The organism is Paeniglutamicibacter sp. GQ140, from assembly GCF_059759235.1.
The window spans coordinates 1-13,090 of the sequence record NZ_JCAXDW010000019.1 but is presented as its reverse complement, the minus strand read 5'-3'; the positions used below and the strand labels follow the sequence as shown (position 1 = coordinate 13,090).

Below are 13,090 nucleotides of genomic sequence, written 5' to 3'. Positions count from 1 at the left end.
AACTGGAGAATCCGGTTGCCGACATGGGATCCACCATTCGCCGCTGGCAGCGCCGCCAAATAGCCCTCAAAAAACAAGGATTCTCTACCGAAATTTCCTTATAAACGCCTTGCGTCTACGGCCTGCCACGCTAAGTTCAAGTTCACGTGCCTAGGTAACCCTGCTGCGCTTGGTTGGGGCATGATTGCTGAAATCGTCTTGGTTGGTCGCCGATAACCGCACTTTCGTCATTTCTCCGCCGATTTTTCTGGGTGACCTGCACCGTTCGGAGACGGGTGTGGTGGCTCCTTCAAAGCGTCACGCGTCGGGCAGGATCTCCGGATCGTGCTCGAGTGCTGCGGTGATGGCATCCGGGGACGGAAGGGTCGCTTTCTCATCGACCGGCAGGGCCTCGTACGTGTAGGACGTCACGGCCAGGGGCTGGGCGGAACCGTCCAGGGCATAGCGCACGGTGCGGTCGTTCTTGGACCCGCACACCAGGATCCCGACGGTCGGTGCCTGCCGGGGCAACCGGAGCATGTCGTCGACGGCAGCGACGTAGAAGTTCAGCTGGCCCAGATGCTCGGGCTTGAACTTGCCGGCCTTGAGCTCCACCACCACGTAGCGGTCCGAAGGCACGTGGTACAGCAGGAGGTCCACGAAGAAGTCGTCCCCGTCGACATCCAGGTGATATTGGCGCCCCACGAAGGCGAAGCCCGGCCCGAATTCGGCCAGGGTCTGGGACAGGCGCAGCGTCATGGCCTCCTCCAGGGCGTGTTCTTGGGCTTCCTCGGTGAGTCCCAGGAAGTCCAGCACCAGGGGGTCCTTGGCGACCTCCCGCGCCAGGTCTGTGCCTTCGCCCGGCAGCCGTGCCTCGAGGTTGTTCGGGGCCGCACCGGTGCGGGTGTGCAGGGACGTGCGGATCTGGTGCTCGAGGACGGCCACCGACCAGCCATGCTGGACGGCCCGTGTGGCGTACCAGCGACGCAGGTCATGGTCGTCCAGCTTGTTCAGGAGCGCGACGTTGTGGCTCCAGCTCAATTGTCCAGACGGCGTCTGGACAATTGGTTCCTCGCCGTTCCAGGCCGCGGCGAAGGCACGCATGTTGTACACATTGGTCCGGGAGAATCCCTTCATATGAGGGAACTCCGCGCGCAGGTCGTGGGCGATCCGGTCAAGGACCTTGCTCCCCCATGGCTGGCTATGCTGGCGCTGAAGGATGGTGCGGCCAATGTTCCAGTACAGCTCGATCATGGCGGTGTTCACGACGCGCTGCGCGCGGTGCTGTGCTTCCCGTACGAGGTCTTTCAGGGTGGTGAGTGCGTCGGAATAGTCCCCGGGAAGGTCAGGCTCGAGCTCGGTCATGGTTCAACCCTAGTTGGAGGCACCGACGTCCCGGCCCAATTGTCCAGACGCCGTCCGGACAATTGGCGGACAAAGGGCCTGACCCCATCAACTGACAAGATAATTATTGGCAGGGGTTGCCGCGGACGGGCTGAGCGGGGGCAATGGGCACTTTCTGATCGGGAAGCCACGTCCGGCGCCGTGTGGATTCGAGGAAATATCCGGTAGATGTGGGTACTCCCGCCACGTCTACCGGAATGGTCTAATCGCCGATAACCGCACTCCTGTCGCACGATGATGCTTTCCCGTCCATCGGGGAATCTGCTCAGTGATCCGGCTTGGGATGGGGTCGCGCTCCCACGGTTTCCTGGGAGATATGCCAGTCGGCGGAGGTGGCGCCAAATGCCTCGTTGGGTTCCGGACCAGCGCCCTTCGTTTGCGAGATGCCGGTCAGTCCGTGCAAGGATGGGCTGATTATGACCATGGACTTTGCGTTAGGCATGCCTTCGTATTGATACGCTCGAAGTATGCGTGCAATTGAAGAAATCATTGCCGGTCGCCTGACCGGGGAGTTGGGGCAGGCTGCCCACCATCGTCATATCCTGACGGTCTTTGGTCTCTACGCGCGTCCGGCCGGTGTTCCGATCGCCGTGGCCGCCATCGTGCAATTGCTGCAGGATCTCGGTGCCGAGCCGGCGAGTGTCCGGTCGTCGATTTCCCGGTTGAAAAAACGCGAAGTGCTCATTAGCGAACATGTCAAGGGCGAGGCGGGGTATGCCCTGTCGCCCGCGTTGGAGGAACACATGCGCGTGGGCGACGAACGCATCTTCTCGCCTCACCCGGCACGGGTCTCCGATCCCTGGCTGCTGGTGTCGTTTTCGGTTCCAGAGGCCCAGCGTGGGCAGCGCCACAAGATCCGCAGCGGGCTGGCCCGGATGGGGTTCGGCGTGGTCGGTGCCGGACTGTGTGTTGCCCCGGGGAACGTCTACGACGAGGCCCTGGAATACCTGCAGGACAACGACCTGCTCCAATTCGTCGACTTTTTCCACGCCGACCATGGCGGGCCGAAGGAACTGCGAACCAAGGTGGCCCAGTGGTGGGACCTGGACAGCCTGGAAGCCCACTACCAGGAATTTATCGACAAGTACTCCGTGTTGCTGGGCAGATGGGGCGATCCGGCCCAGCAGACGGAAGCCGGCTCACGGGCGGCCTTCGGAGACTTCATTCGGATGGTGACCGATTGGCGCGCCCTGCCCTATCTGGATCCGGGCCTTCCGGCCGAGGCGCTGCCCGAATCCTGGAAGGGCGGCGAGGCGCGTTCCCTCTTCCTGGACCTGCGGGCGCGGCTCAGCCCGCTGGCGGGCTGGCACGCCCAGCGGGTCATCCATTCGGCTGCGGGTCCGGCCGGCCAAGGACGAACCCGGCAAGCCGCCGGCGCAGCAGCAGCGACTGCCTAGCGAATTGCTCGGGGTCGGTGCCTTCGAGCATGGGCGCGTCGGCCCAGGCGCGGCGGGTTCCGAACCAGAACGGCAAGTCGAGGCAATGCCCGCCCATCAGCCCCGGCAGCGGGCTGCGCATGCTTAGTTCCATCAGCTCCGAAGCCAGTCCTCGCTGGCGGTAGGCGGCATGGAGTTCCGTGGGGAATCGCTGGAACTGGATCCACGATGAAATCGCCACCAGCCGCTCGTAGGGCCCCCGGGACCGGGTTTCCGCTGCGGGCGGCACGGCGCCGGGATCCAGGGCCGCGATCCAGTCCTCAACCATTTCATGGGTCACCGCACGCTCCGGATCCGAGGCGAAGAAGAACGTCGCCGTTTCATCGGCCGTGAAGCTGAGCAGGACCTCCTCGACGTGGCGGTGTTGCGCGCACCATGCGGGGTCAAGGAAGCGCCCGGGAATGTTCACCGCTTCGCTGGGCAGGTACCCGGAGGCAGCGTGCCCCACGGGCCGCGGCAAGGCGGTTTCCTGCAGGGCGCCGGCGCCGGCCCTCAACAGATCCGGGATCCCGGCGTTTTCCATCGTCTGCGGATGCAGGAGCCGGGCCGCAGCATCCCTCACGGCACCGAGACGTTCGCGCGTCCACGGTTGGCGCGTGGCCATGCTCAGCAACGCCACGCGGCGCATGAGCCCGCGCGCGGCAGGATCCAGGCTGAGCAGATGCACGTACCAGGCCCCTGCCGACTGCCCGGCCACCGTCACTTCGTCCGGGTTCCCGCCGAAGGCCCCGATGTTCTCCCGCACCCAGGCAAGGGCCAGTGCCAGATCCTGCAGCGGGAGGTCGGGTGTGTCCGGCGGCGCCAAGTGGGCCACGGGACCCAGCCGGTAGTTCACCGTCACTACCACCATGCCCTCGGCGGCCAGCAACGAACCGTCATACCATTCGTTGGATCCTCCCCCGCCCATCCAGGCACCGCCGTGGACAAAGACCACGACCGGCGCTCCGATGGCATTTGCGGGTGCCCAGACATTGAGGAAGAAGGCATCCTCGGCCTGCGGATTGGGCTCGCCCACTCCCATGGCTGCAGCCAGCCGGCTGGGGAGCTGGGGAAAGACGGGAACCCCGGCCAGCCGGTCGACATCAAGCTGGCCGGCCGCCGCGACGGGGGCGGCGAACCGTTCCCCTCCCGACAGCCGCGCATACCGGATGCCCAGCACGGAACGGATCCCTGCCTCGCTTGTCCTTTCCCTGAATCTACCCGGGGCCACGGGGCTGGAGGTTCCCATCACGTGTCGTTGCCCTACAGCTTCGTCGAGATGTAGTCGGTCTCGGTCATGCCGTTGCCGTGGAGTTCATAGCCCATGGGTGCGGTAATCGAGGCGTGCCGTGTCCCGGTGTTGATGTCCCTCCACATGCGTCCCAGCAGGCTGTTCTCGGCAAAGGCCGCGGTCCCGTGCAACCAGCACAAGTCGTTGACCGCGTCCACCAATTCGTGGCCCGCGTGCCCGATCCCGCCGCGGTTCCGTGCGCGATCCGCCAAAGGAATGGGCGTGGTGCTTGCGGCCGCGGCGTCGATCTCGGCGGCGGAACGACGCAGCAGCAGCAGGGCCGAATCGATCTTCATGCTCGCCTGCCCCAGGTTCTGCACGAAGGCGCCGGAATCGATTTGGCGCTTGTACTGGGTGTAGGTGATACCGCGGGATTGGGCCTTTTCCGTGACGAAGTCCAGCGCCGCTGCCGCGGCCCCCAGTGATGCGGCCTGGATGGTAGTGGACATGGTCAGGTGCGGGGTGAGGCGCCGGGCAAAGGTCGCGTGTGGATCCTTTTCGTTCGCGTCCCCCATCAGCTGCTGGAACGTGATGACCCGGTCCCGGGGCACCCACAGGTCCCGGGTGGACATGGTGTTGGATCCCGAGCCGCGCATGCCGATGGTGTACCAGGTGTCCTTGACCTCGTATTCGCCGCGGCGCATCAAGGCGAAGCCGATCTGCGGGGTTTCGCTTGTACCGTCCTCGATGAAGAGAATGCCAATGGCCCACTCGGAGTGCGAGGAGTTCGAGGCGAACGGCCATTCGCCGGTGACCCGCCAGCCGCCTGACTCGGGGGTTGCGGTGCCTTGCGGGCTGGCGAAGATCGAGGCCATGCGCACCGGGCCGTCGGCGAACACCTCGTCGAGGACCTCATCGGAGTAGCGGTTGGCCAGCATGACCGATCCGTTGGAGATGACGGTGCACCAGGCCGCGGCAGGGTCGTAGTACCCGATGGTGCGGGCGACCTCCAGGAGCATCGAGGCGCCGCCCTCGTGGCCCCCGTAGCGCCGCATGGCTGCGATGCGCATGGCCCCGATGGAATCCAGGGCCTCCATGGATTCATCAGACATCACGCGTTGCTGGTCGGCAACCACCGCGTTCTTGCGCAACAGCGGGCCGATCTCGTGGACGCGTTGGACCATGTCGGAGACGACCTGCGCCGAAGGGGCTTCGGCTATGACCGCACGGGTGTCTTCGGTGGACGGGTTTACTGCTACTTGGGTCATTGCTCTGCCTAACCTTGGATGTTGGATCTTGCCAGGGGCGTGCGCAGGTCTTCTTCGCCGAAGGTTCGGCGGACCTCGTGGAGGTCCATGAATTCCTGGCACCGGGTGATGCGTCCGTCGATGACGGTCATGATGGTGACAATGTCGTTGTCAAAGAACAATCCGTCGCGGGTGGTGGCGGTTTCGCGCAGGTGGGTGACCACCGTGGACTGCCCGGCGTCGAGATACATGCCGCGGATTTCCATGACGGCGCTGCCCGGCATGAACGTCGCTGCGAGCGTTCCGATCAATTCCTCGAAGAATTCATCCACCCCGCGATAGGTCCGCGCCAAGGCGGAGTGCCGGCCCACGAGCGTCCATTCCACGTCCTCGGCCAGGACCGCGCGGGCCGTTTCCGCGTCTCCTGCCGCCTGCGCCTCCCAGAACGTCCGCACCGCGAGCATTTGCGAGCCGGACGCGTCCTCCATCAGGCGCCCGTCCCCGTCGCCACCCCGGGCTCGGCCAGCAGCGTGATGTTGAAATCGTCGCAGGCATTCTGCAGGCGCTGTTCCGTTTCCTCGTCCATTTCCCAGCCGCGCTGCGGCCCGGCGTAGTCCGCGGGGATGGCCACGGCGCGGAAGAACTTCTCCAGCCCGCCGGGTGCCGACATGACCAGCCATTTGGCTTCGATGTCGGGGCTGGCCTGGAAGGTGTGCGGGACGTCCTTGGGCATCAGGATGCAGTCACCGGGGCCAAGGACCAGGCCGTCGGCCTCCGCGGCCCAGAACGTCACGGTTCCCTCAAGGATGTAGAAGATCTCGTCCTCGCCGATGTGTTCATGCAGCGGCGGTTCCGAGGCGAGCTTCGAGTGGGTCAGTGCCATCATGAATCGCCCGTCCGTCATTTCACTGCTGATGATCGGCTGGATCAAGTCGCCCAGGAACCACAGGTTTTCCCGCTCGGACTGGCGGACCACGCTCAGGCGGCTGGTCTGGCGCTGGATTTGCTGTGTCATTTTTTTGCTCCTTCATGGCGGGTGGGTGCACCGGCACCGTATGTTGTGACCGAAACTACTACGGTCGCAACATAAGTGCAATAAAGTTTTGTGAGCCGCGTCATATTGCCGAAATTTAGACGAACGTTCAAAAAGAGCTATACACGCTCGCTTTCATCTGGCAGGCTTCTGCTCACAGGAAGTTCCACCGAGCCCCGGCGGCGGTGGAGGAACCAGCCAAGGAGCAAAAAATGATCATGACATCCCAGTCCCTGGACTCGCAGGTCCTCCGCGAGACCTTTGCCCACTTTCCCTCAGGGGTTGCCGCGATGACGGCCGAGGTCGACGGCCTCGCCCATGCGCTTGTCGCCTCGTCGTTCACCGTCGGCGTCTCGCTCGAGCCGGCCCTGGTGATGTTCGCGGTCCAGAAGTCCTCGGGGACTTGGCCCATTCTCCGGCAGGCAACTCGCGTCGGAGTTTCCATCCTGGGACAGGACCAGGGCGCGCTCTGCAGGCAGCTCGCCAATCGGGACAAGGACGCGCGGTTCGCCGGCGTGGAGGTGCATCGCCTGGATTCAGGCGCCCTGCTGCTGCCCAACGCCTCCCTGTGGTTTGAATGCAGCGTTTTCGACGAACATCCCGCCGGGGACCACGACGTGGTGCTGCTGGAAATCCATGCCCTGCACCTCGACAAGCAGACCAGCCCGCTGGTGTTCCACGACTCCGCCTTCAGGCAACTCGCCGCATAACCACGCATCCCGGCGATCGGGCATTTCGATGACGATCGCTACAAGACCGTAGCGGCCCCGGGGCCGCCGGCGAAGCGCCCGCACCCGCACGAAGCGTGAACCATGCGTGGGATGCAGGTGCCAGGCCGTGGCCTTTCCACGAAGCCCAGAGATCCCACCCGTCCGACGTCTACTCGCGAAGGCACCACCATGACTGAAACAACCACCACAGCGTTACCCGGCTCGTCCGACACTCCCATGGAGCGAAAGGAAAAGCGCAAGATCATCCTTGGCGTGGGCGTCGGCAACGCCCTCGAATGGTACGACTGGACCGCCTATTCCATCTTCGCCGCCTATTTTGCCGGGCAGTTCTTCCATGCCCAGGACCCCGTCACGGCCCTGCTGGGAACGCTGGCCATCTTCGGGGCCGGCTTCTTCATGCGACCCCTGGGCGGACTGTTCTTCGGCTGGTTCGCCGACAAGTACGGACGCCGCCACGCCATGAGCGTATCGATGCTCATCACCGCAGGCGGCAGCCTGCTCATCGGCATCTCCCCCAACTACCAAATGATCGGGGCCACTGCGGCAGTCTTCCTGCTCGCGGGCCGCATGCTCCAGGGCCTCGGGCACGGCGGCGAGGTGGTCTCCTCGTTCACCTACGTCACGGAAATGGCCCCGCGGCACTCCCGCGGCTTGTGGTCATCCTCGGTATTCGTCTTCGTCACCGTCGGCGTCATCGCCGCCACCCTGCTCGGCGCCGTCTTATCCTCGACCCTCGGCACCGACGCCGTGCGCGAGTGGGCCTGGCGGGTGCCCTTCATCCTCGGCGGCCTACTCGGCGTCTACGCCCTATACCTCCGCCGCAAGCTGGATGAAACCCCCATGTTCCGCGCCAAGGTCGAAGCCGCCGAGGCAGCCAAGGCCGCCGGGCTGGCAGCTCCGCGCACACGCGGGTTGGGACGCGAGATCTGGCGCCACCGCCGCGCCTGCCTGCGCATCGTCGGCCTGGCCGCCGGCGGCACCGTGATGTTCTACGTCTGGTCGATCATGGCCCCGGCCTTCGCCATGGGCCCGCTGAAAATGGACCCCACCCAGGTACTGTGGATCAGCACCGGCGCCAACGTCTTCTTCATGGCCTGCCTGGTGTTCTGGGGCTGGCTCTCGGACCGCATTGGCCGCAAGTTCAACTGGTACTTCTTCGCCATCGGTGCCATCGTGCTCATCATTCCGCTCACGCTCGTTCTCAACGGCGGACCCGAGGTCTGGCGCCTGGCCTGCTACATGGGCGTGGGCATGATCCTGATTTCGGCGCCAACGGCAATCATGCCCGCGACCTTCCCCGAGCAGTTCCCCACCCATGTGCGCGCAGTGGGCATGGGCCTGCCCTACTCAATCGCCGGGGCCCTGGCTGGCGGCACCGCACCTTACCTCCAGACGTGGCTGTACTCCCAAGGCAACCCACGGATCTTCGACATCTACCTGATGGTGCTCTGCGCATTCGTACTCATCGCAGCAATCGCCTCCCCCGAAACGAAGGGCAAGGACCTCAACGACTAGTCCGTGCCCACGGGGATACCCTATTCCCGAATCTCACCCGGGGGAGGGCCACGCGGCCCTCCCCCGGGTGTTTGGTACACCGGTATTGGATGCCGCCCTCACAGGGCAATTCGGATGACCATGGCCGGGTCACCACCCTGCTACCCACGGCAAGCGCGACAGCACGGATTGCTCCCCCAGGAATCGGGGAATCGACCGTGCCGATGCCGATATTCCGCCACAGAGGTTGCAATGCCTACTACGACTCGTTGATGATCGCCGATAATCGCACTTCTGTCGTTCAGAAATGATCCTCTTGCAGAATCCGCGGGATAGGTCTCGGTGAAGTGGCATCCCTGTCGTTGGCGCCATCGGCAAAGACGGGCAGGGCCGGAAAATCAACCGGCCCTGCTCGTCTTTACCCCGGGATGTCGGGAGACATCATCCGACCATGATGTCCATGCCCGGTCCCGTGCCCGTGCCGGTGATGAAGAACAGCGTCAGCACCAGCACCCACAGGACCCAGAATACGACGGTGAATGGCAGCATGCGGGCGATGATGGAACCGATGCCGGCTTCTGGCTCGTATTTGCGCAAGAAGCCCAGGATAATCACCAAGTACGGGTTCAAGGGAGTCAGTGCCTGGGTGGCGGAATCTCCCACGCGGAAGGCGGCTTGGACGAATCCGGCCTCGTAACCGATCAGGGCAAACATCGGGATGAACACCGCGGCAATCAGCGTCCACAGGGAGGATCCCGAGGATATCAACAGGTTCAGAATCGATACCACCACGATGAACGCGATGATGGCCCCGTAGCCGGTGAAGTTCACGTCCTTGAGCGTTTGCGCGCCCGACACGGCAACCCAGGACGCCAGCCCCGACCACGTGAACAGGGCGAGGAACTGGGCCAAGATGAAGGCCACCACGATGAAGGACACCGCGTCCTTCACTGCCTGTCCCATCATTTCCACGACCGACTGGATGTTGGTGATCAAGCGCAGACGTGCGCCGAAGACAATGGCCGGCGCCAGCACGACGCAGAACACTATGAAGATGACCGAGCTTAACAGGGGGGACTTGGGCAGAAACCCGCCGGTCTCGTTGCGCAACGGCGCACCGGCCGGAAGGGCCAGGGCCAGGATCAGCCCGACGACCACCAACAGGGCGATTCCTGCCCAACGCAGGGCCGACTTCTCCGCGGCGGTGACGTCCGTGCTGGCTTCTTCGGCTGCCGTGGCGTTGACCCCGACACCGGTGCGGTTCAGCCGCGGCTCGAGCAGTTTGTCGATGACTAGGCCGCCGGCCACCGTGAGGACACCGGCGAGCACGATGTTCAGCAAAAGGTTGGACACCGCAGTGACCGGCAGCACCAGCCCGGCGACCGGGACTGCGGCGGCGTTGGAAATGCCGGCCAGCAAGGCGTCGGTCGACGTGACGAACGGGGTGCAGCTGAAGGCGGCAATGCCCACGGCATAGGACCCAAGCAGGCCCGCGACCGGGTTGCGGCCTGCGGCTCGGAACACCAGGGCGGCAATCGGCGGGATGACCAGAATCGAGGCGTCGGACATGATGTGCGCGCACAACGCCACCAGTGCCATGACGTAGGGCAATGCCCAGGCAGGGGCGCGGCCCAGGGTGGACTTTACCAGCACCAGCAGCAGGCCAGTGCGTTCGGCAACACCCACGGCCAACAACAAGGTGACCACTACCCCAAGGGGCGGGAACCCGATGAAGTTCTGCACTGCGGTGGTCATCAGCCAAGTGATGCCCTCGCCGGTGAACAGGCCCTTGATCGCGGTGGGTCCTTCGGCACCGGGAAGCGTGGTGTTGACATTGAACCAGGACACCACCGTGGAAATGAGTCCCACGGCCAGGAAGAGGTACAGGAAGAGGGCGAAGGGCTCGGGCAGCCTGTTGCCCACGCGCTCAATGCGGTCAAGGGCGGCCGCTCCGAACTTCTTCTTCTCGCTGGAAGGCCGGGGCGCCGGCTTCTTGCCCATCAATGTGCTCATGCGCCTACTCCTGCGGGGACCGAGGTACGAAGGTCCTTAACCATCCGGCCCTTGGCAAAGACGATATCAATGTTCTTCGCATCGGCCAGCGCGTGGATGGAGCCCAGCGGATCAACGCCTGTCAGCACGATGTCTGCGTCCTTGCCGGGCTCGATGGATCCAACGCGGTCCTCCAATTGCAGCAGCTTTGCGGCGTTCAAGGTTCCGGCCACGAGCGCATCCATGGGGGACATGCCGAAATCGACCAAGTGTCCAAGCTCCGTCAGATTGATGCCGTGCTCGCAGACCCCGGCATCGGTCCCCAGCGCGACTTTGACCCCGGCGGAGATGGCCTTCGAGACGCAGCCGTAGAGCTTTTCCTGCAGGCGCAGCTTCTTTTCCACCGCATACGGGGCGGCCTTGGCCGGGTCCGGGGGGATGGTTCCTGTGCTCAGGGTGGGAACGAGGAAGCTGCCCTTTGCAAGCATCAATTCGATGGCCTTGTCATCGATTTCGTAGCCGTGCTCGATGCTGCGCACCCCCGCGACCAGGGCGTTGGAAATGGAACGCGCCGACTGGGCATGGGCGGCCACCGGTACGCCGTGGCTGCTCGCTTCCTCGACGATGGTTCGCATCTCGGCAATGTTCAGGCCGTCGTGCCAAGGGGTGTCGCGCGGGGACCAGACGCCGCCGCCCGCCATGACCTTGATGACCTTACCGCCCAGGCGCATGACCTCGCGGGTGTTGCGCAGCGCCTCGTCGACACCGTCGGTCAGGAAACCGATGTCCCCGTTGGGGGACAATGCCTCGCCCTGGTTGAATCCGCAGCAGGTGCGGAAGTCGCCGTGGCCGCCGGTGGGTCCCAGGGCGCGGTAGGCAAAGACGATTTCGGGACCCTCGATAAGCCCGCGTTCAATGGCAACCTCGGTCGCCATATCGATGCCGCCCAGGTCGCGCACGGTGGTGACGCCGGCATCGAGCGTGGCGCGCAGCAGCGGGATGGAGGCGTAGTAGCCAAAACGCGGGGGCAGGTGCAACATACCTGTGCCGCTGAGCTGGCCGGCGGGCATGGCCAAGTGGACGTGCGAATCGATGAAGCCAGGGAGCAGGAATTGTCCGCGCCCGTCAATGCGGACCGCATCGGTGTCCAGGATGGGTGTCTCGGCGTCCGGTCCAACCCACTGGATCTTGCGTCCACGCAAGACGACGGTGTGCATCTGTGCCGGGGCGGCACCCGTGCCATCGATCAAGGTTGCATGTTCGATCACCGTTTGTCGCTGCTGTGGCATCTTTCCTCCATGTGCTCCAGGTCATATATCGAACTAAACGCTAAGATGATGAGGCGCTTTTCTTTCAAAACGCACGAAAATGGTTATAGGAGCAAAAACTTGCAAGGAACTGACGGCATGTCCGAAAACGACATGGAACTCGTCAATGCGCTGCAATTGGCGCCGCGCGTGAGCTGGAGCGAGCTGTCCGTGATCCTGGGCCAACATGCCACCACCCTGGCCCGACGCTGGGAACGCATCACCAATGCAGGCATGGCGCGCATCTCGATTGCACCGGGGTCGGGCATGGCGGCACTGATGGAATTGGCATTCATCGAACTGACTTGCCGCAACAGCCAAGTCACCCAGGTGGCCGAAGACTTGTTTCAGGACCACAGGACCATGACGATCCAGTTCATTGCGGGATCCGCACATCTTCTGGTGACGGTCGCAGCCCCCGGGCAGAGCCTGGCCGACTTCCTGCTCACCACCATTGGCTCCCTAGACGGAGTGTTGCATTACTCGGTGCGAACCGTGACAGGCCAGCTAGTGGAAGCCAGCAACTGGCATTTTCGTGCGTTGCCGCCGGCTACCATGCGCAAATTGCGCCGGCTGGCGAACCCCCCGGAATCCCACGGCGGAGAGACTCATGTCGCGATGGATGAGATAGACCAGGAAATCGTGCGCTCCTTGAGCATCAACGGTCGCATGGGCTTCAGGGAAATCGCCCAGCGTGCCGGGATCACCCCACCCGCGGCGGCGCGGCGGGTCAACCGCCTCATTGGCGGCAACTACATCATGGTGCGGTGCGACATTGTGCGACAGGGGCTTGGCCAGAATGTCAGCGCCGTGTTCTGGGGGTCGATGTCACCCGAAGACATCTTGCTCGTGGGCCCCAACCTAGCAGCGGAACTGCCCGAAATCCGGATCATGACGGCGGTCACCGGCGCCAACAACATCCATATGGTGGTGTGGCTGAACAGCCCCTGGGATTCGCTCGCCGTCGAACGCAAGATCCTGCACGCGATTCCCGGACTGACGATCGATGACCGGCGCATCGTCTTGCGTACCTTTAAATACAACGGGGCGCGCATCACCGAATCCGGGCGATTTGGCGACGTGCTGCCCGTGGGATTCTGAGTTTTTTGCCTTCGCTCTACCCGCTGGGGCCTAGGGGTGTGGATCAGCAACCGGTCACCAGGCGCGCGTGTCGGCAGGAAGGTGCTTCTTTTCCGACCCCTTGGCTGGCCCCTTCGATGTAATATCGCAGGCCGGCCGGGTTGCGCCCCTCGGCGT

Annotated in this window: 11 protein-coding genes; 4 read left to right on the top strand and 7 right to left on the bottom strand. The window is 64.0% G+C overall.

Annotation, left to right across the window (positions count from 1 at the left end; all coding sequences use genetic code 11):
* Positions 1-297 precede the first annotated feature (297 nt).
* Complete coding sequence (locus AC6CHY_RS19365; RefSeq protein WP_498227919.1) at positions 298-1,344, bottom strand: PDDEXK nuclease domain-containing protein; 1,047 nt, start codon at positions 1,342-1,344, stop codon at positions 298-300.
* 506 nt (positions 1,345-1,850) lie between these two features.
* Here AC6CHY_RS19365 and AC6CHY_RS19360 point away from each other — a divergent pair.
* Positions 1,851-2,780 (top strand): PaaX family transcriptional regulator, encoded by a 930-nt coding sequence (locus tag AC6CHY_RS19360; protein ID WP_498227918.1) that lies wholly within the window; start codon positions 1,851-1,853, stop codon positions 2,778-2,780.
* On the opposite strand, the gene AC6CHY_RS19355 is transcribed toward AC6CHY_RS19360, so the two are convergent.
* Genes AC6CHY_RS19355 through AC6CHY_RS19340 form a run of 4 tightly spaced genes read right to left on the bottom strand, consistent with a single transcriptional unit; the run spans position 2,704 to position 6,291 of the window.
* Entirely contained in the window at positions 2,704-4,047 is a 1,344-nt protein-coding gene (locus tag AC6CHY_RS19355; protein WP_498227917.1) for a carboxylesterase family protein, read from the bottom strand. The two genes, AC6CHY_RS19360 and AC6CHY_RS19355, sit on opposite strands and share 77 nt — an antisense overlap.
* Positions 4,048-4,061: 14 nt before the next feature.
* Positions 4,062-5,297, bottom strand: coding sequence for an acyl-CoA dehydrogenase family protein (locus tag AC6CHY_RS19350; protein WP_498227915.1), 1,236 nt, complete (start codon positions 5,295-5,297; stop codon positions 4,062-4,064).
* An 8-nt stretch (positions 5,298-5,305) separates the two neighbouring features.
* A complete protein-coding gene (locus AC6CHY_RS19345; protein WP_498227913.1) occupies positions 5,306-5,764 on the bottom strand; it encodes a nuclear transport factor 2 family protein in 459 nt (152 codons plus the stop codon).
* Positions 5,764-6,291 (bottom strand): cupin domain-containing protein, encoded by a 528-nt coding sequence (locus AC6CHY_RS19340; RefSeq protein WP_498227912.1) that lies wholly within the window; start codon positions 6,289-6,291, stop codon positions 5,764-5,766. Before AC6CHY_RS19340 ends, AC6CHY_RS19345 begins: the two co-directional genes overlap by 1 nt.
* Before the next feature lie 230 nt (positions 6,292-6,521).
* On the opposite strand from AC6CHY_RS19340, the gene AC6CHY_RS19335 reads away from it, so the two are divergent.
* Together AC6CHY_RS19335 and AC6CHY_RS19330 are read left to right on the top strand one after the other, a co-directional pair.
* Entirely contained in the window at positions 6,522-7,019 is a 498-nt protein-coding gene (locus AC6CHY_RS19335; protein ID WP_336245173.1) for a flavin reductase family protein, read from the top strand.
* A 189-nt stretch (positions 7,020-7,208) separates the two neighbouring features.
* Positions 7,209-8,555, top strand: coding sequence for an MFS transporter (locus AC6CHY_RS19330; protein ID WP_217390966.1), 1,347 nt, complete (start codon positions 7,209-7,211; stop codon positions 8,553-8,555).
* A gap of 420 nt (positions 8,556-8,975) precedes the next feature.
* Here the strand turns inward: AC6CHY_RS19330 and AC6CHY_RS19325 are convergent, their stop codons facing one another.
* Positions 8,976-10,547: an AbgT family transporter gene (locus tag AC6CHY_RS19325; RefSeq protein WP_254456432.1), complete on the bottom strand. Its 1,572-nt coding sequence runs from the start codon at positions 10,545-10,547 to the stop codon at positions 8,976-8,978.
* Positions 10,544-11,815 carry a metal-dependent hydrolase family protein gene (locus AC6CHY_RS19320; protein WP_217390965.1) on the bottom strand — a complete coding sequence of 424 codons (1,272 nt, stop codon included), beginning with the start codon at positions 11,813-11,815 and terminating at the stop codon, positions 10,544-10,546. The genes AC6CHY_RS19325 and AC6CHY_RS19320 overlap by 4 nt, the downstream gene beginning before the upstream one ends.
* Positions 11,816-11,932: 117 nt before the next feature.
* On the opposite strand from AC6CHY_RS19320, the gene AC6CHY_RS19315 reads away from it, so the two are divergent.
* Positions 11,933-12,934, top strand: a complete 1,002-nt coding sequence (locus AC6CHY_RS19315; RefSeq protein WP_498227911.1) for an AsnC family transcriptional regulator — start codon at positions 11,933-11,935, stop codon at positions 12,932-12,934.
* Positions 12,935-13,090 lie beyond the last annotated feature (156 nt).